13 protein-coding genes are annotated in these 22060 nt (G+C 63.9%); 12 read left to right on the plus strand and 1 reads right to left on the minus strand.

Annotated elements, in window-relative coordinates; translation table 11 throughout:
• Window positions 1-28: 28 nt before the first annotated feature.
• Window positions 29-1315 carry an AmmeMemoRadiSam system protein B gene (gene amrB / locus ACOYYX_RS32780; protein ID WP_422926872.1) on the minus strand — a complete coding sequence of 429 codons (1287 nt, stop codon included), beginning with the start codon at window positions 1313-1315 and terminating at the stop codon, window positions 29-31.
• A 679-nt stretch (window positions 1316-1994) separates the two neighbouring features.
• Between amrB and ACOYYX_RS32785 the strand changes: the two genes are divergently transcribed.
• The 12 genes from ACOYYX_RS32785 to ACOYYX_RS32840 all read left to right on the plus strand — a co-directional run bounded on the left by ACOYYX_RS32785 (window position 1995) and on the right by ACOYYX_RS32840 (window position 22051).
• Window positions 1995-2891 (plus strand): outer membrane lipoprotein-sorting protein, encoded by an 897-nt coding sequence (locus tag ACOYYX_RS32785; RefSeq protein WP_422926873.1) that lies wholly within the window; start codon window positions 1995-1997, stop codon window positions 2889-2891.
• 498 nt (window positions 2892-3389) lie between these two features.
• Complete coding sequence (locus ACOYYX_RS32790; protein ID WP_422926874.1) at window positions 3390-5609, plus strand: NfeD family protein; 2220 nt, start codon at window positions 3390-3392, stop codon at window positions 5607-5609.
• 212 nt (window positions 5610-5821) lie between these two features.
• Complete coding sequence (locus ACOYYX_RS32795; RefSeq protein WP_422926875.1) at window positions 5822-6340, plus strand: NfeD family protein; 519 nt, start codon at window positions 5822-5824, stop codon at window positions 6338-6340.
• A 156-nt stretch (window positions 6341-6496) separates the two neighbouring features.
• Window positions 6497-7564, plus strand: coding sequence for a flotillin-like protein FloA (gene floA / locus ACOYYX_RS32800; protein ID WP_422926876.1), 1068 nt, complete (start codon window positions 6497-6499; stop codon window positions 7562-7564).
• An 85-nt stretch (window positions 7565-7649) separates the two neighbouring features.
• The gene (locus tag ACOYYX_RS32805; RefSeq protein WP_422926877.1) at window positions 7650-8357 is read left to right on the plus strand and encodes a hypothetical protein; all 708 of its coding nucleotides are present in this window, start codon (window positions 7650-7652) and stop codon (window positions 8355-8357) included.
• Window positions 8358-8858: 501 nt separating this feature from the next.
• Window positions 8859-9878, plus strand: coding sequence for a thioredoxin family protein (locus tag ACOYYX_RS32810; protein WP_422926878.1), 1020 nt, complete (start codon window positions 8859-8861; stop codon window positions 9876-9878).
• 815 nt (window positions 9879-10693) lie between these two features.
• Window positions 10694-15346, plus strand: coding sequence for a tetratricopeptide repeat protein (locus tag ACOYYX_RS32815; protein ID WP_422926879.1), 4653 nt, complete (start codon window positions 10694-10696; stop codon window positions 15344-15346).
• A 323-nt stretch (window positions 15347-15669) separates the two neighbouring features.
• A complete protein-coding gene (locus ACOYYX_RS32820; RefSeq protein WP_422931697.1) occupies window positions 15670-17175 on the plus strand; it encodes a class II fumarate hydratase in 1506 nt (501 codons plus the stop codon).
• A gap of 90 nt (window positions 17176-17265) precedes the next feature.
• Window positions 17266-18537 (plus strand): hypothetical protein, encoded by a 1272-nt coding sequence (locus ACOYYX_RS32825; protein WP_422926880.1) that lies wholly within the window; start codon window positions 17266-17268, stop codon window positions 18535-18537.
• A 64-nt stretch (window positions 18538-18601) separates the two neighbouring features.
• Complete coding sequence (locus ACOYYX_RS32830; protein WP_422926881.1) at window positions 18602-20053, plus strand: hypothetical protein; 1452 nt, start codon at window positions 18602-18604, stop codon at window positions 20051-20053.
• Between the two features lie 180 nt (window positions 20054-20233).
• Window positions 20234-21445 (plus strand): 2,3-bisphosphoglycerate-independent phosphoglycerate mutase, encoded by a 1212-nt coding sequence (locus ACOYYX_RS32835; RefSeq protein WP_422926882.1) that lies wholly within the window; start codon window positions 20234-20236, stop codon window positions 21443-21445.
• 129 nt (window positions 21446-21574) lie between these two features.
• Window positions 21575-22051, plus strand: coding sequence for a molybdopterin-dependent oxidoreductase (locus ACOYYX_RS32840; RefSeq protein ID WP_422926883.1), 477 nt, complete (start codon window positions 21575-21577; stop codon window positions 22049-22051).
• Window positions 22052-22060 lie beyond the last annotated feature (9 nt).

A 22060-nucleotide genomic window follows, 5' to 3' on the forward strand; every position in this document is an offset into this window, starting at 1 on the left:
GTCTCTCGGCAACGACGCGATCGACGGCTCATCCGACATCAGTTTGCTTGTCCGCCTGGAGGTTCGAACCCGATTCAGCGGGGGCGAGGAACGCCACGCTGGCGAAGCTCACGCAGCAGGTGCGTTCGTCGTCGAGGGCCTGATCATATCGGAGGAGTCGGCCGGACGCGGGTCCCATGGCATGGAGCATGGTGTAAGTCGCGGCGAGACCGCAGACTCTCAGCCGGTTGTTGATCCGGGCGGCCGTCCCGAACCAGCCGGAAGGGTCGCGAGCCGTGGCCCGATCCAGCATCGTCGCATCGAACTGGCGGACTTCCTCGAGTTGATCCGGCCCGACCATGCCGATGTCGCCGAATTGGGACCCCACATGGCAGAGGTCGATTCCACCGATGTAGGCGACCTTCTTCTCACAGGCGGACTCCGCCGCACGCAACGCGTCGACGAATCGCCGGACGTCGGGCGACTCGATCGGATCCTTCCTCGCTTCCATCAGGTCGTGGAACGAACCGACGAGGATCGGGACGATTGAGAACTCGCGTAGGCCACTCAGGAGGTACTGGAGGAAGACCACCTGGAACTCGATCGAATGCTCGGTGCGATGACTCAACTCGTCATCGAGGAGTTCGCTGCCGGCGAGCGCCGCGAGTTGATCGACGTAGGAGCGCTCGGTGCGGACGAGGCCCAGCGGTGTTTCGAAGTCCTTGGTCGTCAGTGCGAAGCGGTTCCGGCAATATTGATGCGCCACGCCCAGGATCACGAAGACCTCGGCGTCGGAATGCTCGATGAGTTCCTTGTACGACCAGGTGTAGGTGGTCCCGCCCCGGAAGAAGTCGATGTGCGGGCTAAGGATCCCGCGAAGGCGGTTCGAGGCTAGCTTCGAACCGGAAATGGGCCACCCGGCGCCTTGGGTGTGGGAAAAGAACTGGCAGAGTTGTGACCGAAGCGCTCGCTCGGTCGAAGCATACGATCGACCCGCGAATGCGGCCGGCCTCACCCGTTCCCGTCGGTAGGTGTCCTGAAATTCCTCGAACGTCGGCCCATCCAGGACCATGACGCGGTCGAGGTGGAGCACGAAGAGTTCGAGTTCCGAGAGGGAGATCCACTCGCCCGACTCGCGGAACAGCCGGGCCTGGATCTCGACAAGAGTCGTCCGGCCATCGAACTGGCTGACGACCCGCTGATAGCCCTCGATGGGTATCAGGATGGGTTGAGGGATAACTCTGTGCGGATCCTCGAGAGCCACGAACAGACGTCCGTCATGCTCGAACCGCTTCGCCGACAACGGGCGAAGCTTCGGCCGGTCGAGAGACGCCATGACGCGTTCCTTGACGCCAACGATCGAAGCCAAGATCGTCCACACTCACCCCACGTCGGTGTAGATGAGCGTTGATAAGATATTGTCGATCACGAGCGTCGGGGCGTCAAGCCGAGCGACGAGTCCCGCGCGGGGGCATCCCAATTAAGGGGAGCGGCCAGGCGGGCGGGGCGATCTCGCGGATGGTCGGTTGCATAACTAGGTTCTCCTGAGTTGGCTGAGGAAACCCGTGCAGACCTCGTGACGCAGAAGGGCGAATACATGGGACAGAGGTTTGCAATCCTCGTTCCAATTCGTTCGCTTCCGCATGGATTCCGAGGGCTCCGGGGCATCCCGGCCCCATCGAACTCTTTGAAGGCTTACACGTTCTAGCTAAGGAGGCCGGGGGATTCGTCCGCGTGGGAAAAGTTTACGGCCTCTCTCGATTCGCGTCCTACGTCTTTAAGTGGGGCCGATCCCTTGTAGATTCTGCCCACTTTGTTGGCGTTCCTTGCACGGATTATCAGATTCCAACCAGACACCGGACACGCCAGGACCCTTCGCAGTTCGAGGCCGAGCACTGCTATGGTAGCGGTTGGGGAAAATTGTTAGGTTGCTCGCGCGCCCTGGGGAGACCTCTGACGAAGGATTCGTGGACGCGCAGTCCCCCTGCGTGAAGCCAGTGCGAGGAGATTGAGCCATGCGAAGGAACGTTTGGATCCGCCACCCGATGTCGATCATGGCGGTTTTGACTTTGGCGACGATGGTCCAGGCCCAGGAGTCCAAGCCCGAAGCGAAGACTCCGGCGGCCCCGGCAGCCCCTGCTCCGATCGACCCGCAAGGTAAGAGGATGGAGCAGTTGCTCAATAGCTGGGCCCAGCAGAGCACCCGGCTGAAGACCCTGGACGTCCGGATCAAGGAAACCGTCAAGATGTCGGAGGCCTGGGGTGGCGAGGAACGGTACGAAGGCCGTGCCCTCTTCAAGGCTCCGAACCTGGCATGGATCAACTTCGAGCAGGTCCCGACGGACGAGAAGCAAGGCAAGAAGCCGATCCCCCACGAGCGGATCATTTGCACGGGTAAAGAAGTCTGGCATTACCTCTGCAAGACCCAGCAGATCCACATTTATCCGCTGGCCAAGCAGCAGCGGGATCGGGCCCTCCAGGAAGGCCCCCTGCCCTTCCTCTTCAACTTCCGCGCGGAGGAGGCCAAGGTCCGCTACCGAATGGCCCTGCTCAACGAGGACAAGGACTCCTACATCATCTCCGTCTTCCCGAACGAGGACATCGACAAGGAGAGCTTCAGCAAGGCCTTCATCCGCCTCGACCGTAAGTACCTCCTGCCGACCCAGGTCGTCCTCTATCCGGCCGACGAGAAGTCGGGCCTCAAGAGCTTCGTCCTGACCGACATCAAGCCGAACAACAAGGTCATGGACGACAACTTCCGCGGCGAGAAGCTCGGCAAACCCTGGACGATTCACATCAACGACGAGAACTCGAACCCCGTCCCCGGGAACGGGCCGCAGAACTCCCGACGCAGCCCGCAACAGCGCCAGCCGGTCGTGGGCAAGGGCGCTTCGCCCGCCCGGACTCGCTGAGTTTCCGCACTGTCGGTTACACGTTTGATCGTTGCGCCCAGGTTGTGCTCAACCTGGGCGTTTCATTTTTCCTGGCGGCGATTTTCGATTCCGCGACGACTTTCGGGAATCACCACGCGGCGAGCGGCCCGATTCCGTACGTTAGGATGAACCTCGACCGTCCCCGTCGGATCGTCGAGGGTGGTCGACGACAAACGCGATCGAACTTGGCCCTGGCCTCGAAGGTCTTGAGGCGACGAACGCTCGGGACGGAGTGTGGTCCCCCGGCCTCTCGGCGTGGGGGGATGTTTGACGGGTATTTTCTCCACCTTTATAATCGGCTGTAAGGACGGGTGATCCCTAACAAGGGTCGTCTTCCTGTTGCCCTCTGCACCGCGATCGCGGGGTGGCGCTTCAAGGCGGTTCGCCCCCGTGCTTGCATCCCCCTGCCGCGGGCCTCTGGCTCTCGTCGTGGGCGGACGAAGCTTCGGCTGGCTCATCGGAGGGAGTCTGACATCAATGATCTGCCCGCGGTACTCTCGCGTCGCCACTCTCTCTCGCCTTCTCCTCGCGTTCGCGATGGCCACTCTGCTATTCCAAGGCCCGCCGATCGCTCGAGCCCAGGACCCGGCGAAAATAGCCGACTCCAATCCCGGACAGTTCTTTACGATTACCGAACCGATCACCGGTGAGACGCTTGAGCAAATCAAGGCATCTACCCGGCATCTGCTCAATCAGAATTCGGGGGCCGCGCCCGGCAAGAGCCCGATCCTGGTCTTCGAGTTCCGGGCCGGGGACACGCAACCTGGCGCGAGCACGTTCGGAAACTCGTACGACCTCGCCTGGTTCATCATGAAGAGCCTGGGCGGCGCCAAATTGACGGTGGCCTACGTCCCCGAGCCGATTTCCGGATACGCGACCCTGGCGGCCCTCGCCTGCGACGAGATCGTGATGGGCCCCAAGGGATCGCTCGGCCCGATCTCTCCCGAGAACGAGAACAGGGCCCGCGACATCCGCGAGAACATCCGCAATCTCGCCATCAGCAAGCAACGCGAGCCCGACCTCCTGCTCGGCATGCTCGACCGAGAGGCAGATCTACGCAAGGTCACCACCGACGACAAGCAGGTCCATTATCTGCTCGCCGAGAGCCTGCCCGAGTTCCAGAAGTCGCACAGCATCATCCAGGACCAGCCCGCCTGGGAGGGGGGGCAGCGTGGCGTGATGACGGCCGACCGTGCTCGTGAGGAAGGTTTCTCCAAGCTCACGGCCGACAGCAGAGCCGAGATCGCCAGCACCTACAAACTCGCCGGCCGCTCGATGGCCGACAACCCAACGCTCGGCCAGGAGCTTCGGCCGGTCTGGGTCCAGATCAAGGGGCCCTTGGACACGGTCAAGCGTTCTTACCTCACGCGCAGGATCGAACAGGCCCGGCAGGAGAAGGTCAACCTGATCTTCTTCCAGATCGACAGCCAGGGGGGTGACATCGCCGCCGACGCGATCGCCGAGACGATCGCCAATATCAAAGACATGAAGACGGTTGCATTCATCGACGACAGGGCGATCGGCATGGCGTCGCTCGTCGCGCTCGCCTGCAACGACATCGTCTTCCGCAAAGGGGGCGAGTGTGGCGACCTGCGTCAATTCGTCACCGGGCGCAACGGCCAGGTTGTGGATCTCGGCGAGGCGAGGTCCAAGGCCCTGGTGGAACGGGCCGAGAATATTGCCGAACGCAAAGGGCACTCGATCGCCGTCGCCAGAGCCATGGTCGACCCCGAGGCGGTCGTCTTCCAGGCTACGGACAGCAAGACCGGAAACGTCGCATTCGTCCTCAAGACCCAACTCGAGGCCGAGCCCGGCCGTTACGTCAACCCCGTGCAGAAGAAGAGCCCGGGGGAGGTACTGACCCTCAAGGCCGACAACGATGAAGGCGTCTACGGCCTCGGCCAGATCGTCAATGACACCGAGGAATTCAAGGGGCTCTACGGACTCCGAGGCAAGGCCGTCCGGATCGACGGGCCCACGTGGGTCGACGCGCTGGTCACGATCCTGACCGACCCCTTCGTGAGCTGGATCCTGCTATTCGTCGGCCTCTTCATGCTCGTCGTCGAGTTGAAACTGCCGGGGATCGGGCTGCCGGGGATCACCTCGGCCCTCGCATTCCTGCTGTTCTTCTGGAGTCACTACCTCAGCGGCACGGCGGATCAGCTCGAGATTATCCTCTTCCTCGTCGGGATGATCTGCATGGCCCTAGAGTTGTTCGTCTTCCCGGGCTTCGGCGTCTTCGGGATGAGCGGGATCCTCCTGATCCTGACCAGCATCGTCATGGCGAGCCACACGTTTGTCTGGCCGACGCAGGAGTACGAGTATCGCGAGTTGGGATACACCCTCCTCCAGCTCACATTCGCCATGGTCGCCGTGAGCGCCGGAGCAGTCGTCCTCGCGCGTTACTTCCCCTCGATGCCCCTCTTCAACCGGCTCGTCCTCAAGCCCGAGCCCTGGACGGGCGCGGGGGAGGACGACCCCACGGTCAAGTCGTCGCTCGAAGGATATGACACCTTCGCCTACCTGATCGGCGAGACCGGCCGAACTACGAGCGTACTCCGCCCCTCAGGCAAGGCGCGTTTCGGCGACGCCCTCATCGACGTCACGGCCGACGGCTTCTTCATCGAGCCGGACAGCCTGGTCGAAGTCGTCGACGTCCAGGGTTCGCGCGTGATCGTCAAGCGCCTCGGCGCATGAAAGCGACTTCAGTCGGACTCCATCGAAGGTAACCGACTCCCTCGAGACTCCTGGAGTGAGGGCCGACTCGGCCCGTCGCCCTCTAGATGATTGCCTAGGGGAGCCGGTCTGCCTTAGACTGAATATCAGTGAGCAACGAGGCGTCGCGGGGGGACGTCGAGCAAACGCTTGGTTTCAGCCTTTATGCCTGCGCCGGCGAAAGTTAGGGAGCCATGAGCACGTTGGCCTGGCCGCTCCTGTTGTTGGCGTTCGGCTACCTCCTGCTCATCGCCGAGGTCTTCATCCCCTCCGGCGGGACGATCGGGGTGCTCGCCGTCTGCTGCCTGGGGCTCAGCCTCTGGCAAGCGTTCCAGCAGTCGACCAGCCTGGGGATCAAGTTCCTGCTGGCCGACTGCGTGCTCATGCCCGTGGCGCTCGGCGCGGCGATCTACTTCTGGCCACGCACCCCATTCGCGAAGCTCGTCACGCTCCGCCCCCCCTCGCCGGACGAGATCGAGCACTCGCATTCGCCCCAGCGGATCGACCACCTCGTGGGTCAGAGCGGCCGGTCGTTGACCCCGCTGCGGCCTTCGGGGCTCGTCAACTTCGACGGTCGCCGCCTCGACGGACTCGCGGAGGAGGGGCTGATCCCCGCCGGGGCACTGATCAAGGCGGTGAGAGTCCGCGGCGGGCAACTCGTCGTGCGGTTGCAGCCGGATTCGACTTTAGATGAACTCGTGAACGATTCTTAAACACTGATTGAATATCGTTAAGACGCCGAGCGACGGCGAGTGCCTACCAACCGACCCGCGTCGATCGAAGACGAGCCGGCTCGTAACGCATCTCGGCCCAGGCAAGACGCGTCGCCCCTTGACGGCCCACGGCCGACCATCCCGAGAGGACGCTGCATGTTTGGCTACTTGTTTGCGCAAGGGAATCCGCCGACGACCCCCTGGTCGACCTACGTGGTTCTCGGGATCATCGCCATCGCCATGTTCGCGCTGGTGGCGTGCATCTTCTTCGCCAAGTATTTCAACCTCTGGATCCAGGCGAAGATGACCGGCGCGAATGTCGGCATCTTCGAGCTCGTAGGTATGTCGTTCCGCAAGGTTAACCCCAACATCATCGTCCGCTCGAAGATCATGGCCTACCAGGCGGGTCTTGCCGAGAAGGACGGTGTCACGACCCAGACGCTCGAGGCCCACTACCTCGCCGGAGGGAACGTCCCGAACGTGGTCCGGGCCCTGATCGCAGCCAACCGCGCCGATATCCCGTTGTCCTACAAGCGGGCCGCAGCCATCGACCTGGCCGGTCGTAACGTGCTCGAGGCCGTTCAGACGAGCGTGAATCCGAAGGTCATCCCCTGCCCCGACCCCTCACAAGGACGGCAGACGATCGACGGCGTGGCCAAGAATGGGATTCAGCTCAAGGTCAAAGCCAAGGTCACCGTCCGGACCAACATCGACCGCCTCGTCGGTGGCGCCACGGACGAGACGATCATCGCCCGCGTCGGTGAGGGTATCGTCAACGCTATCGGCTCCGCCGATACGCATAATCAGGTGCTCGAAAAGCCCGACTCGATCTCCAAGCGCGTGCTCGAGAAAGGCCTGGACGCCGGGACGGCCTACGAAATCCTCTCGATCGACATCGCCGACATCGATGTGGGCGACAACATCGGCGCGAACCTCCAGGCCCTCCAGGCCGAGGCGGATACGCGAGTCGCCCGGGCCAAGGCCGAGGAGCGTCGCGCCTTCGCCGTGGCATCGGAGCAGGAAATGATCGCGGAAGTTCAATCCAACCGAGCCAAGGTCGTGCTGGCAGAGTCGGAAGTCCCCCTTGCCATTGCCGAGGCTTTCCGCAAGGGGAACCTAGGCGTGACCGATTACTATCAGCTCCGCAACATCCAGGCGGATACCGAAATGAGGTCGGCCATCAGTACCTCGGGCAACTCCAGACGAGAGAACGTCAACAGCTGAGATCCTGGGTGCATTTGCCTCGGGCCCCTCGCATCTGTCACCGCGAGGGGCCGTTGGAGTCGCCGTCAACGGCGAGGAGGTCGGCATGAGATTCGACAATATCCTGCAAATCATCGTGCCTCTCACATTCCTGGCAATCTGGGCACTCACGTCGCTCTTCAATCGCGATGCTCAGCCACTCCCGCCCCGGACAAACAACCGGAAGCCTCCCCTCGGTCCGCCAGGGATGAGGCCTCCCGCGAATCGGCCCCCGGAACGCCGCCCCGAGTTGTCCTCGCGCGAACCGGCCGCGCGCTGGCAACCGGCATCGACCCAGACCAGGCAGACGCCCAAGCGGCCTGGTAGCAGCTCCGACGCCGACATCGTGATCCTGGAGACCGACTCGCACCGACCCTTGTCATCCCCGCCCAGGCCGGGCCCGGGGATGATCCCGCGAAGGGGATCACGCTCGCGGAGCACCCCCACCGCGCCGACGCCTCCCAAATCCGAGCCGGCAACGCCCCGATCGCTCTCCGCTTCGATGTCGCATGAGTCCTCACCACTCGGCCTGACTGCCAGCGACATGCTGCCACTCGGGCGGATCAAGTCGACGCTCGGAGTTCCCGAGGAGCACGAGATCACCAAAGTCTCGAGGCCCTCATCGCAGCAATCCCCGCAGACGACATCGCTCGTCTTCACCATCGGTTCGGAGCCACTATCCCTCGCCAAGATCCGCGAAGCGATCGTCATCAACGAACTGCTCGCCCCGCCGGTTGCACTCCGGAGACGCGAGACGCGAACGCGGCAGTTTTGATGGCACTCGCGTGTCCTTGACCTACGACCGGGCGGCGCTTCTCTCGAAGTTACCCGCCCGGCCTCGCGCAAAGGTCGTTGAAGCGGTTTCGCAACATTTCATATCTTTTCAGTTCGACCAAACCTACCGATACAGCACTGGCAGTTGAGCCATCTCTACCCGAGAAGTCCTCCACGGGTCGAAGAAGCCCAAACCGATTCGCAAGCATCACCCTCGCAGTCCTCAATACCGGACCAATCGACGATGATGGCAGGACCGGAAGTCGCCGCGCTCGACGTCGTTTGGAATCGGCTTTTTGGCTGGACGCTCCGAGGATCTCGGGTCGATGGAGACTGCGAGGCCTCGCCAGGTCTCGCACTCCCTCGCGAAAGAACATCCTGATTCTTTAACTTTGGCTTGCGATGGTTTCCTGTGGCATCTCCATGGATGGAGAGCGTCGCAGTCGCCGACGCCGCATGGCGACTCCTCCTCTCACTTCGACTCTGAATATGGAGAGCCTCGATGAGTCTACGCGACTCCGCGCCCGCCCAGCCTCTCACGCGGTTGGTCTTCGGCCTCGGAATCTGGCTCCTCTCGAGTTGGCCCGCCGCAGCCAATGAGGCGGTCGGGATCACCTGGCGAACCGACCTGGGGCAGGCCCAGCAAGAGGCCGTGACGAAGGACAGGCCGCTCTGGATCCAGCTCACCGGCTCCTGGTGCTCGTACTGTCACCTCATGGAGCGCGAGACCTTCGTCCATGACCAGGTCGTCACTCACTCGCGAGACTCGTTCGTCCCGGTCAAACTCCAGGCCGATCAGCACGAGTACCTGACCTCGCGCCTGGGGATCACGAGCCTTCCGGCCTCGATCATCGTCTCACCTACCGGCACGATTCTCTCCTCGCACCAGGGGTTCCTGAACTCGCAGGAATTCGTCGGTTTCCAGGAGCGGGCGCTCGCCCAGTACCCGCCGCATGTCCCGCAGAGTAAGCCCGTCGTCGCTAATGACCCCGAGCCGGAATCGGCCCCAGAAGTCGCGGTGACGCGGGGGGCAGCCGAGGTCGGGCTCTCAGGCTTCTGCCCCGTGAGCCTCGTCCGCGGCCAGACGCTCGTGCTGGGCGACGACGCGTTGACCCTCGAGCACGGCGGACGAAGCTATCGGTTCGCCGACGACGTGAGGCGTGCCGAGTTCCTCCGCCGGCCCGAGCGTTACGCCCCGGTGAATGCCGGCCAGTGCCCGGTGAGCCAGGTCGATGAGGGAGAGTTGAAGGCGGGCGACCCGAGGTTCGGGATCCTTTTCGGCGGTCATCTCTACCTCTGCGCCGACGACGAGCATCGTACTCAGTTCCTCAGAGCCCCTCGCCGCTACGCACGGGTCAACCTCGCCGAGAAGGACTTCTGCCCGCATTGCTGGGGCCCGGGGATCCTCCAGAATCCTACCGGGATCTGGCTGACTAATCTCGGCTCTCGGAAGGTTAGGCCGGGATCACCGACCTCCGAGGTGGCCGACTCCACGGCCGCCACCAACAGCCTGGTCCGCTAACGATCGTCAAACGCCTCCCCGACTTCCCATTTTCCAGACATAAACGGACGCCGCGGTACCACCCGACATGGGATGGGACCGCGGCGTCCGTTGTTTCTCAGGCCGGGTCTTCGCCTCGAAATCAGTGGCGAGGGACGAAGCCGGAGCACCCCAGGAAAGTCGCCGAAAAGAAGGATCTTGATTCCGTCACCGATCGAACGGTCGCGTCCTATCCTTCCTATAACTCGAATCTTGGCTAAGTGTTCGAACCGGAGGGCCGGCGCGTTCTGGATGGCACACATCGAGGCCACTGGAAGTCATCGACGTCACAGGGACGTCTTTTCGTGAGAGTGCATTCAGGTCGTGAATCCTTGATGAGAAAGGCGATGTCGCCCGTTCTCCCGGTCGACTCTCGGTCGCGACACAAATTTTCTTGAAGTCTCGACGATGAATCTCTATTGTGATGGGAAGCCGGATGCGCTGCGAAAACGGCAAAGGATTGCGAGCTCCCTGAGGTTGGAACCAAGGCCGTCGGCCTCTCTCCCTCTTCGAATTTGCACTCCCAAGCTTATTAACAGCCCGTTGGCTGATCGATTTGGCGTCCTTCGAAGGAATGTCCCGATCCTTCTCCGCGCCTCGGATCGTATCACCTCGATGATGCGAGCCGGCGTGAGAGTCGAGGGGAGATCCTTCGAGTGTGAGCGCCGTGGTCTCGAATGCGACTTGATTTAACAACGCCGGACACGCTTGGCCGGGCCTGAGACCGGGACGGTCTCGACCTCGGGAATTCCCAACGTGTTTCGGCTCGGTGCCACGAGCCCAAGGAGAAGAGCCCGATGACCGTGCGCTGGAAACCCCTGCTAATCCTCTCGGGTTTGTTCCTCGTTATCGCCGTGTTAGGCGTAATCGCGATGGTCTACGCGCTGGTGCCGAGAGGATCGGGCGACATCCTGCCGCTGGCCCGAGCCGACCGCGCCGCCAAGCAGTACGACAAGGCCTTGATCCACTATCAGCGGGCCCTCCAGAAGGATGGGCGTAACCCCGCGATCCACGAAGAGATGGCCAGCATGTTCGGCGAGTGGGCCGCCCAGTCCACCGGCGACACGCAGGTCAAGCTGCAAAACAACGAGCTGGACTCGCTGCGGCTGGCCGCCGAGTACGGCAAGAACCTCAAGGAGCCTCGCAAGAAGCTCTTGGCCGAGTGCATGCGACGCGACCTGAGCAGCAGGAGCGTCCTTTGGGCCCAGAAGGTCCTCGAGCTCGAGCCTCGGAATAGCGACGCCCATTACGTGCTCGCCTCGGAAGGGCTGGAGTCGACCTCGCCCCGAATTCCCGAGATCAAGCAGCACATCACCGCACTCGAGGCGGAAAAGGCCTCTCCCATCCGACTCGCCTGGGTCAAGGCCCGGTTTGCCCAGGAGTCGAAGGATGAGGCGGCGATGAAGAAGATCCTCGCCGACACGCGTAGCACGACGCTGGAAGCCAAGGCCGACCCCGTCGATCAGATGGCCTTGCTCCGGTTGCGTGCCCTCGACATCCGCTCCACCACGGATCCGGACGAGTTGAGCAATCGCGTCGCCGCCCTCCAGAAGGACCTGAACACGCTCCTGGCTGGCCCCGCCCCGGCGCCTTCCCGAATCACCCGCCTCAGCCTGATGCTCGAAGGGATCCAGAAGTCCCTCCTCGTGCTCGCCTCGAACTCCGACGCCCAGACGAAGCCGGCGATCACCAAGCTCGTGGACGGCATCGAGAGCGACGTCGAGAATCTCTTCAAGAAGGCCCTCGAAGGGTCGAAACAGTCCGACCTCCAGATTTACCTCTCGTACGCCGACCATCTTCGCTTCCGCCAGAAGCGTGAGGAGTGCCTCAAGCTGGTGAAGGAAGCCCTCGCCACGCCGCTCGCAGCGCGTCCGACCATGGTCGAACTCGTCATGCAGTTGCGCGCCGTCGCGGTCGAAGCGGCCCTGAGCCAGGTCGACGCCCCCGATCGCCTCGAACAGTCCGAGCCCCACATCAAGGAGCTTATCGGCTGCTCCCTGAATCGCTTCCAGGGATTGGGACACCTGTTCCAGGGCGCCATCGAGTTGGAGCAGTCGGGCGTTGCCGGCCCCGGTACCCAGGGGGGCAAGCTCGGTGAGGTGGCCAAGTCCAAGGATACGAACACCGCCGCGCAGCAGAAACTGCGAGTGAGCGCCCTGAATCACTTGAAGATCGCGGCGACCCTGCTTCCGGACGTCGCCGAGGCCCAGGCCCGCTACGGCGTCGCCCTCGTCCTGTCTCAGGAGCAGGCCCTCGGCCGCCAGTACCTCCAGAACGCCCGACGGCTCCAGAACCTCGACCCGCAATATCAGGTGTGGGCCGCATGGTCGATGGTCCAGGCGGGCTATCCCGAAGAGGCTGAACCGATCGTCGCCCAGTTGCTCGACCAGATCGCCCAGGGCAAGCAGTCGCGCGACCTCGAGGCGACGCTGCACCTCCTCAACGGTGAGATCTTCCAGGCTCGCCGAGGCGTCGACGACCTGCGTAAGGCCCTCGCCGAGTACGAGAAGTCGACGAAGGCCGGTTCGAGCCCCATCCCGGCCGTGCAGTTGCGACTCGCTCAGATCGAGGTACAGCTCGGCCGTCACGACGCCGCCTTGAAGCGGATCGCGGCCCTCCGCAAGGTGAACCTCGGCGGTCCTGCCGCCGAACACCTGGCCGTGCTCACTCTGAAAGACCAGGATAAGCTGGAGGAAGCTCGCAAGGTCCTCGACGACGCCCGCAAGCGATTCCCGGATAGCGACGAGCTCGCCGGCCTCGATGCCGCGATGCTGCTCCAAGCCAAGGGCCCCGAAGCGGCCGACAAGGTCCTGACCGACTTCCTCGCCCTGTATCCCGACAACATCGGCGTCGTGTTGATGCGGGCCCAGATCCTGGCCGACAACCTGAAGAAGCCCGCGGAAGCCCGCAAGCTGCTCGTGAGCGTCGCGGACCGCTCCGACAACTCGGCCCCCTTCGTGCAGCTCGCCCTGCTCGACCTCAAGCTTCAGGACTTCGCGGCCGTCACCGCCACGATCAGCAAGATCCGCGCCCGCTGGAAGGAAGCCGCCGTCGCCGACCTGCTCGAGGCCCAGATGGCCCTCGACCAGAACAACGCCACCACGGCGAGGCTCCACTTCGACGAGGCCCTCAAGAAAGATCCGGGCAATAAGCTGGTGCAATTCTGGAAGGCCCAACTCGACAGCCGAAACGGTGCCACCAAGGACGCCGCAGACTCGTTCGAGGCGATCGCCAAAGCCAAGTCGACCAAGCAGATCAACCCGGGCCTGACCCTGATGGCCGCGGCCGAGTCGGCCCTCGCCGGGATCGCCCTCGAGAGCGGCGATATCGACGGTGCCATTCAACGCCTCGAAGACATCCGGAAGAAGGCGAACCCCGACACCCAGAACGGCGGCCTGAGCCGCGCGGACCGTTGGCAGCTCGCGAGCGCCTACGCGGCGAAGGGGCAACTGGCCCAGGCGAAGAAGGAGATCGCCACGCTCTTGAACGAGCCTGGGGTGAGCGCCGACGAACGCGTTCGAGCGGCGAACTTCTACCGAATCCACGGCGAGAACGATGCGGCCATCACGCTCCTGAGAGAGGTCCTCAAGACGAACCCGGGCCACCCGTCCGCGGTGGTGACGCAGGCTTACATCCTCAGCAGCGGCCGGGACAAGAGGAACGACGAGGCTGCCGGACTGCTCCGGACGGCGATCAACGTCCACAAGGAGAATCCGCCCGCGGTCTTCTTCCTGATGCTGGCCGCCATCAAGGCCCAGTCCACCACCGAGAAGGATGGGGCCATTAATGCCATGACGGTCTTGGAAGAAGGGTTGAAGGCCCAGCCCGAGTCGCGAGAACTGGTCCAGGCCAAGTATCGCGTCCTGGCGATGGTCCAGGGTGAGAAGAAAGAAGCTGTGGCATTCGTCGAGTCCAAGGCCAAGACCCCTGAACTCCGCCGCCTGCTCATCGAGGTCTACCGGGATCAGAAGGATTATACCGCTGCCGAGCGCAGCCTCCGCGAGTTGCTCAAGGAGTCGCCGAAAGACTCGCAGGTCGCTGCAAACCTCGTCCGGATCGTCGCGATCCAGTCGATCGATGCCGCCGACCGCGACCGTCGCGATGAGGAGAAGAAGTACAGGGATAGGGCATTCGGCCTGATCCGCGACTTCCGCCAGCAGTTCCCGAATGACCTGGCGTTCCTCCAGACGGAATGCGACCTGGCAGCCCGCCACGGGGAGCTCGCCCGTGCCCTGGAGATCACCCAGGAGATGGATAAGATCTCCAAGGCCTCTCCGGTGGGGCCCCTGACTCGAGGCCGGATCTTCTCGGCTCAAGGCCGCCTGCGTGAAGCCGCCACGGCCTATCAGGAGGCCCTCCAGCGCGATCCTCGCCTGCTGGATGTCCGCATGGCCCTCGGCCAGGTCAGCTTGAAGCTCGACGAGACGGAAGAGGCCCTGAATCAGGCCAAGACGGTCCTCGACCTCGACCACGACCGTCCCGACGCCATCTTGCTCGCAGCTCAGGCCCTCGCGGCAAAGAAGGGACCGAAGGCCCAGGAGGCCGCCAACCGCGCCAAGGCCGTCGAACTCCTGACCACGGCCATCGCGAGGAATCCGAAGTTCTCCGACGCGTATCAGCTCAAGGCCGAGATCCAGTTCAAATCCGGAGATCGTGATCGCGGCCTGGCGACCCTCCGCGAATGCCACCGAGCCCTCCCCGAGGACGCGGCGGGCATCGCCCAGCTCATCCAGCATCTCTGCGAGCAGGGTCCCAAGGGCCAGGGTGCAAACCCGACCAACGTCGTCGAGGCCAAGACCGTGGCCGATAACGCCGGCAACGGCGACAAGCGAGGCAACCTGATGCTCGCCATCGCCGTCGGTTACCATAAGGCCGGCGAACTCAGCATGGCACTGCCTTGGGCCCAGAAGGCCGCCACGAAGCTCGATACGCCGCTGGTCCACCTGAATTACGGAGACCTGCTGCTCTCGATCGCCGAGGCGACCGAAGACTCCTCGAAGGCGAAGGACTACTTCAATCAGGCCATCGAGCAGTATGACAACGTCCTCCGGGTCCAGGCCAACTCGGTCGAGGCCATCAACAACAAGGCGTGGATCCTCCACACCCATCTGAGCAACTCTCGCGATGCCCTGGAACTGACTCAGGCCCTGCTCAAGCGAGTCGACCCGGCCACGTTGCCCGGCGAGTTCTACGACACGATGGGCTCGATCCAGGAAGCGATGGGCAAGACCCAGGAGGCCGAAGACTCGTACCGGAAGGGCCTGAACAAGTCGATCAACCACCCGGTGCTCAACTTCCACATGGGCAGGCTCATCTCCAAGGACCGTCGGCGTGAAAGCAATGCCAGCGGTTACCTGGAGAAGGCCTTCGCCGGCCGCGATCGTCTCAGCCCTGAGATGATTAAGGACCTCAACGACCTCGCCAAGAAGTTGCACATGAACGCGAACTGAGTCGAAGCCAGGGGCGGCGTCCTATGCCCGCGGGCAACCGATGGGCATGGGGTTCCGCGAGCCCGTCTCGCTCGTTTCGATCCGATGACGTCGACCAACGGTGAAGGGTCACATGTTCCCGGCCTCGCGTCGGCGAGCGGTGACCCTCGCTCGCTTTCTCCCCCTTCCGCGAAATCCCCCTCCCAATCCGTCGCTCTTTTCCATAGGGTTGCATGATCGAAGGGTTTGACCCTCTCGGTTGGCGAACGGCCTGAGCCAACCGATCCGGCGCACAAGAATCGGAGACTTTCGCCTTGGCTAACACGCGTGTGGAAAAGGATTCGATGGGGGAACTCGAGGTCCCGGCCGAGGCCTATTACGGGGCCCAGACCGAGCGGGCCAGGCGCAACTTCCAGATCAGCTCCCTCCGCGTGCCCCGCTCATGGATCCGATCGCTCGGCCTGATCAAGAAGGCCGCGGCCCAGGTGAACATGGACCTCGGCTTGATGCCCGCCGCCCTCGGCGAGCAGATCGCGAGCGCAGCGCAGACCGTCATCGACGGCCAGCACGACGACCAGTTCATCGTCGATGTCTTCCAGACCGGCAGCGGCACGTCGACCAATATGAACACGAACGAGGTGATCGCCGGGATCGCCAATGAGGTCTACAACAGCGGTGTACGCGGGGGGCGATCGCCCGTCCATCCTAACGACGCCGTGAACATGGGGCAGTCATCCAACGACGTCATCCCCACCTCGATCCACCTCGCCGCGCTCGAAGGGATCCAGAAGAAGCTGATCCCCGCCCTGAAGTCACTCCAGACCGCCCTCGAGGCCAAGGCGAAGGCCTTCGACCCGATCATCAAGATCGGCCGGACGCACCTGCAAGACGCCGTGCCGATCCGCCTCGGCCAGGAGTTCTCGGGCTACGCCTCGCAGGTCGAGCACGGGATCAAGCGCCTGACCGGTTGCTCCGACTCCCTCGGCGAGCTGCCCATCGGCGGCACGGCCGTCGGGACGGGGATCAACACCCACACCGAATTCCCCCAGCGCATGGCCGCGGCCTTGAGCCAGGCAACCGGCCTCACGCTCCGACCCGCCCTCAATAGCTTCGAGGCTCTCGCCAACCGCGATGCCGCCGTCGAGGCCTCGGGCTCGCTCAAGACCGTGGCGATCAGCCTCTCGAACATCGCCAACAACATCCGCTGGCTGGCCTCTGGCCCTCGTTGCGGGATCGGTGAGATCCGCATCCCGGAATTGCAGCCGGGAAGCTCGATCATGCCGGGCAAGGTGAACCCGGTCATCCCCGAGGCCGTGATGATGGTGGCCGCCCAGGTCGTGGGCAACGACGCCACGATCGCCTGGGCGAACGCGCTCGGCTCGAACTTCGACCTCAACGTGATGATGCCCGTCCTGGGCTTCAACCTGCTCCAGTCGATCGACCTCCTCGTGAACGCGGCCGAGCATCTGGCCGAGAAATGCGTCGACGCCCAGAACTACCTGGCTAATCTGACCGTCGACGGGGCCGTAGGGATCGAGGCCAACGAGGAGCGATGCAAGGCCTTGATCGAGAAGAGCCTCGCCATGTGCACGTCGCTCGCCCCGCGGATCGGCTACGACAACGCGTCGGCGATCGCCAAGAAGGCGTTCCACGAGAACCTCAACGTCCGCGAGGTGGCCCTCTCGCTCGTCGGCAAGATCCCCGAGGACATCGAGGCGGAGCTCGGCAAGCCGGCCTCGGCGGAAGCCCTCAAGAAGAAGGGGGCCTACCCGACGGCCGAGGAGATCGAGACACTCCTCGATCCCCAGGGGCAGACCGTGAGAGGCAGCGGCGTCGGCGGTGCCGGATGAGACTGCGACTGAGGCCACGGTACTATCCCTCGCCCCGGCCCATCCGAGCGGGGCTCGTTCGTCCCATCGTTTGACCTGTGAGGCAAGGCCATGAGCGAGAATCCGACGCAGGTGACGCGAACCGACGACGAACAGGAACCGAACGCTGCCCCCACGATCGTCGTGATCAAATCGAACGGGCGTAGCCTCTCGTCGATGCTCCTCCCGCCGGCCGTGATCATGATCCTCGCGCTGGCGATCCTGTCGTACCAGAAGCAGACTCCGATCCGCTCGCTATCGACCGTCCCGACGGCCGCCCCCAACCCCAGGCCGTCGCCGAAGATCGACGATCAGGCGAAGCCCGCCGAAGCCCCGGCCATCGTCGCCCGACTCGAGTCGAGGGCAGTCCACGTCCCGCCCCCCGCACTTCCTGAAGGCCTGGCGCCCGTCCCCACATCGTTGAACAGCTCTGATACCGATCCGGCGTCCGGCCGGGGTGAAACGAGATCGGAGCCGACGAGGCCTCGCGAGGTGGATCCGCTGTTGGCGAGGAGGCTCGCGATGCGAACACCGCTCCCTGGCGAGGATCCTCCGTCCGACGAATCAGCTCCATCGCCCGAGGGGACGAAGCCCGAAGAGGTTCCGTTGCCCGAACTCGACCCCCTGCCCCTCGTCCCGCCGGACGACACCAAGCCCGCGGGGGTTCTTCCGCAAGAGTCCCCAGCGCCCGATCCGGCACCAGCTCCCAGTCCAGCGCCAGTCCCCAAGCCGGCCCCGGCCCCGAAAGCTGAACCGGCCCAGCCCAAGGTCACGAAGGAGCAGGTCGAGGCCGACATCAAGCGTGAGGCTGCCAAGAAGGAGCAGGAGCTTCGCGAGATGGAGAAGATCAAGCCACCTCGCCGGATCGACCAGATCGAGGAGTCGAGGAGAGAGGCCCAGCAGAAACGGGCGCCTTTCCACGCCGATCTCCGGAAGCTCATCAAGCTCTCGGGCAAGGCGGCAGGACCTCAGATCGAGGCTCTTTGCGACCAGTACGGACGCTCGTCGCCGCAGGAGATCCGCGATGCCGTCACCAAGACGCTCAAGCGGACCCACGGCGGCCTCAGTCGGCAGGCCCGCGTGGAGATGATGCGGAGGCTGGGACTCCCCGAGCCGAATATCCTCGAGTACTTCGCCAACGACGTTTACACCACCATGAATACGCCGTCGGGGCCGAAGGATCCGGACGAGGTCTGGGTCTACGCCGCCCGACTCCTCCTGGCCTATCCCGTGAACACGCCCCGGAAGGCAACCGCGAAGGGGAGCAGCGGCGCCTCCGCTTCAAATCCGCCCCAAAGGGCCGCGGCGCCCACTGGTTCGCAGGCGAGAGGGCGAGCAAAATAGTGAAATGGGGTCGCAGGTCCGACCTCAGTTCACGCTCCGTGATTCGAGAGGTTCGGCCATGCGCATGTCTTCGTCGTCCCCCCTCCTGGCCGCGCTCGCGGTCATGTCGATCCTCTGTCCGGCCAGGGCCGACCTCGAGGCCGACCCCAAGGCCGGGGCCAGGCTCCTTGCGGAAGGGGACAAGCTCGCCGACCAGGGGGACCCGAATGAGGCGGTCGCCCGCTACAAGAAGGCTTTCGAGCAGCTCCTCCCCGGGATGCGCAAGATCCCGTTCAAGCATGAGGTCAAGCGAGACGTCACGGCCCGCGAGGATATGGGCGCGATGCTCAAGAAGGAACTCGACGCCGAGATCACGCCTGCCGAGTTCCGCGCCAACGAGCTTGGCATGAAGGCCCTGGGGCTGCTCCCCTACGATTTCAACTTGAAGGAGACCATGATCAAGGTCTACTCCGAGGAGATCGCCGCCTTCTACGACACCAAGACGAAGACGATGCACCTCATCAAGGAGCCCGAGGAGAAGGTCAAGAAGGCCCCGACATTCCTCGAAAAGCTGATGGGCAAGACCGGCGGCTTCGACAAGGATGAGAACAAGACGGTCATCGCCCACGAGCTGACCCACGCCCTGGCCGACCAGAACTTCGACCTCGACGCGATGCAGGAGGCGGTCAAGCAAGACGACGACCGCGACCTCGCGCTCTCCTCGCTGATCGAGGGGGAGGCGACCTTGACGATGATCGGCGCCTCGATGGAGGACTGGACCGGCTCGGTGATCCGCGACGTCCCCGCGTCACGACTCGACAAGGTCTTCAGCCTCATGATCCCGTTCATGCCCCTCGCAGGCGGGTCCAGCCTGCGAGAGGCGCCTGTGATCCTCTCCGAATCGATGATCTTCCCCTACCTTCGCGGGCTCGTCTTCTGCGCCAGGCTGACGAACGACGGCGGCTGGGCCGCGATCAACGACGCCTACAAGAATCCTCCTCTCTCCACCGAGCAGATCATCCACCCCGAGAAGTACCGGGCCAAGCCCGACGTCCCGATGGACGTGGACCTCGGCAAGATCGAGATCGGCGACGGCTGGGCCGAGGTCGGCCGCAACGTCGTGGGCGAGATGCAGCTCGGCGTCATGCTCCGCCGACACGGGGGCAAGGCCGCGGTCACCGGCTGGGATGGCGACCGCTTCGCCGTCTTCGAGGCCCCCGGCCAGCGCCTCGGGCTCGTCTGGCTGACCACCTGGGATTCCGAGTCCGACGCCGAGAAGTTCGCCAAGCATTACGGCGACTACCAGGCCTCGAAGGCGGATGCCAAGGCCCCGGCCGCCGAACCCGCCAAGAATCAAGATCAACCGAAACTCCAGGGCAAGTCCTTCTCGATCCGACGCCGAGGCCAGGACGTGGCCATCGTGGAAGGCTTCTCCCCCGAGCAGACCGAGATGCTCCTGGAGTTGAGCCTCCGGGCCAGGAAGACCGAGAAGGTCAACACCCCCACGCCGAAGCCGGAGCCCGTGAAGGCTTCGTGATCGGCGGAGGAAGTCGGTTGGGGGTCGTGAAGGTGTCCCCGATCGTTGGCGACCGGTGCGGGCGGATGGAGGAATCGTCCGCCCTTGCACTGGCCGCCAGCATCGGATACCCAATGGATTCAAACCGGGGCGAGAGCCCCGTCAATGTCGCCTGCGTTCGATCCTTCAGGAAAGACTCTCATGTCGATGCATGATCTGATCCGTCAGCTCCGGGAACCCAGCAAGACCAAGATCGTACTGCTCGTCGCCGATGGTCTGGGTGGACTCCCGATCGAACCGGGTGGGAAGACCGAGCTTGAGACCGCCAAGACGCCGAACCTGGATGCCCTCGTCAACGAAGGGACCGTCGGCCTCAGCACGCCCGTCGCACCCGGCATCACCCCCGGCTCCGGGCCGGGGCACCTCGGACTGTTCGGATATGATCCCCTCCAGCACGACATCGGCCGCGGCGTCCTCGAGGCGCTCGGCATCGGGGTCGAGGTCGGCCCGAAGGACGTGGCGATCCGCGGCAACTTCTGCACGATCGACGCCGAAGGGCGCGTCACCGACCGTCGCGCGGGCCGCATCCCGACCGAGGTCTGCGAGAAGCTCGTCGCCAAGCTCAAGGCGGGCGTGAAGATCGACGGGGTCGAGACCCTGGTCGAGCCCGTCCGCGAGTATCGGCTCGTCGTCCGCTTCCGCGGAGAAGGGCTCGGCGACAACGTCTGCGACACCGACCCGCTCACGACCGGCCTCCACACCATCGAGCCCAAGGCTGGCGACCCCGGCTCGGAGAAGACGGCCAAGATCGCGACCGAGTTCCTCCGCCAGGCGAAGGAGATCCTCAAGGACGAGAGCCCGGCCAACTTCCTGATGCTCCGCGGCTTCGCGAACTTCCCCAAGATCTCCACGATGGAAGACGTCTACGGGATCAAGCCGGTCGCCATCGCCGTCTATCCGATGTACCGGGGCCTGGCGCGTCTCGTGGGGATGACCGTGGTCGAGCCGGGCAAGACCTTCGCCGACCAGGTTGAAGTGGCTCGCGAGAACTGGGACAAGTTCGACTTCTTCTTCCTCCACTACAAGTACACCGACAGCACGGGCGAGGACGGCGACTTCGCCAGGAAGGTCTCCGTCATTGAAGCACTCGACGCCGAGATCCCCAAGCTCCGCGCCCTCAACCCCGACGTCCTGATCGTGACGGGCGACCACTCGACCCCGAGCCGGATGAAGTCGCACAGCTTCCACCCGGTCCCGACCCTCCTCTGGGCCCCGGCCACGGTCCGCCCCGATTTCGTGACGACCTTCGGTGAGCGTCCGGCGCTCCAGGGGGGCCTCGGCCAGTTCCTGGCGAAGGACATCATGCCCCTCGCACTCGCCCACGCCGGCCGGCTCCAGAAGTTCGGCGCCTGAGCCTCTGAATCGTCACTCAACCAAGGCGGCGGTGTTGGTGGCCCGAGGCCATCAGCACCGCCGCTTCGAGTTTCACCCCTGGTCCTGGTTCATCGGGCTGGCCCTTTTCACCGCACTGGAACTCGCACCATGATCCCAGCACTCATCGCCACGATGCTGATTGTCGCGGCACCTGCGGTCGAGGTCTCGGCCACCGTCGAGAACCTCCCGATCGAGATCGAGGCCTGGAAGAAGCTCCCCCAGGTCAAGCTGACGGTCGACGAGCGTGGCAAGTCGGCGACTTACACGGGTATCCCGCTCGCACACTTCCTCAAGGCCCAGTTGCCGGGCAAGGCCGGGATGGCCGAATTGCGTGGCCTTTCCGACGCCGTGCTCGTCGTCGGGGCGAGTGATGGCTATCAGGCGGTCTTTTCGGCCGCCGAGGTCGCCATGGACCCGAAGGGAGAGCGATATCTCTTCGCCCTGGAACAGGACGGTAAGCCACTTGACGAAAAACAGGGGCCGGCTCGCCTCGTCGTCTCGAGCGATCCCCAGCACGTACGCTGGGTCCGGATGATCAACTCCGTCCAGTTGATCCGCCTGAAGACGCGCAAGATGCAGTCATGATGGTTATTC

Source organism: Singulisphaera chitinilytica, from assembly GCF_049331405.1.
Lineage (GTDB): Bacteria > Planctomycetota > Planctomycetia > Isosphaerales > Isosphaeraceae > PoT.

Excerpts from the sequence above, each read along its gene's own strand:
- ACOYYX_RS32815 (WP_422926879.1), top strand. The coding sequence starts at position 10,694 with ATGACCGTGCGCTGGAAACCCCTGCTAATCCTCTCGGGTTTGTTCCTC.
- amrB (WP_422926872.1), bottom strand. The coding sequence starts at position 1,315 with ATGGCGTCTCTCGACCGGCCGAAGCTTCGCCCGTTGTCGGCGAAGCGG.
- ACOYYX_RS32810 (WP_422926878.1), top strand. The coding sequence starts at position 8,859 with ATGAGTCTACGCGACTCCGCGCCCGCCCAGCCTCTCACGCGGTTGGTC.
- ACOYYX_RS32805 (WP_422926877.1), top strand. The coding sequence starts at position 7,650 with ATGAGATTCGACAATATCCTGCAAATCATCGTGCCTCTCACATTCCTG.
- ACOYYX_RS32790 (WP_422926874.1), top strand. The coding sequence starts at position 3,390 with ATGATCTGCCCGCGGTACTCTCGCGTCGCCACTCTCTCTCGCCTTCTC.
- ACOYYX_RS32795 (WP_422926875.1), top strand. The coding sequence starts at position 5,822 with ATGAGCACGTTGGCCTGGCCGCTCCTGTTGTTGGCGTTCGGCTACCTC.
- ACOYYX_RS32840 (WP_422926883.1), top strand. The coding sequence starts at position 21,575 with ATGATCCCAGCACTCATCGCCACGATGCTGATTGTCGCGGCACCTGCG.
- ACOYYX_RS32830 (WP_422926881.1), top strand. The coding sequence starts at position 18,602 with ATGTCTTCGTCGTCCCCCCTCCTGGCCGCGCTCGCGGTCATGTCGATC.
- ACOYYX_RS32835 (WP_422926882.1), top strand. The coding sequence starts at position 20,234 with ATGTCGATGCATGATCTGATCCGTCAGCTCCGGGAACCCAGCAAGACC.
- floA (WP_422926876.1), top strand. The coding sequence starts at position 6,497 with ATGTTTGGCTACTTGTTTGCGCAAGGGAATCCGCCGACGACCCCCTGG.
- ACOYYX_RS32785 (WP_422926873.1), top strand. The coding sequence starts at position 1,995 with ATGCGAAGGAACGTTTGGATCCGCCACCCGATGTCGATCATGGCGGTT.
- ACOYYX_RS32820 (WP_422931697.1), top strand. The coding sequence starts at position 15,670 with ATGGGGGAACTCGAGGTCCCGGCCGAGGCCTATTACGGGGCCCAGACC.
- ACOYYX_RS32825 (WP_422926880.1), top strand. The coding sequence starts at position 17,266 with ATGAGCGAGAATCCGACGCAGGTGACGCGAACCGACGACGAACAGGAA.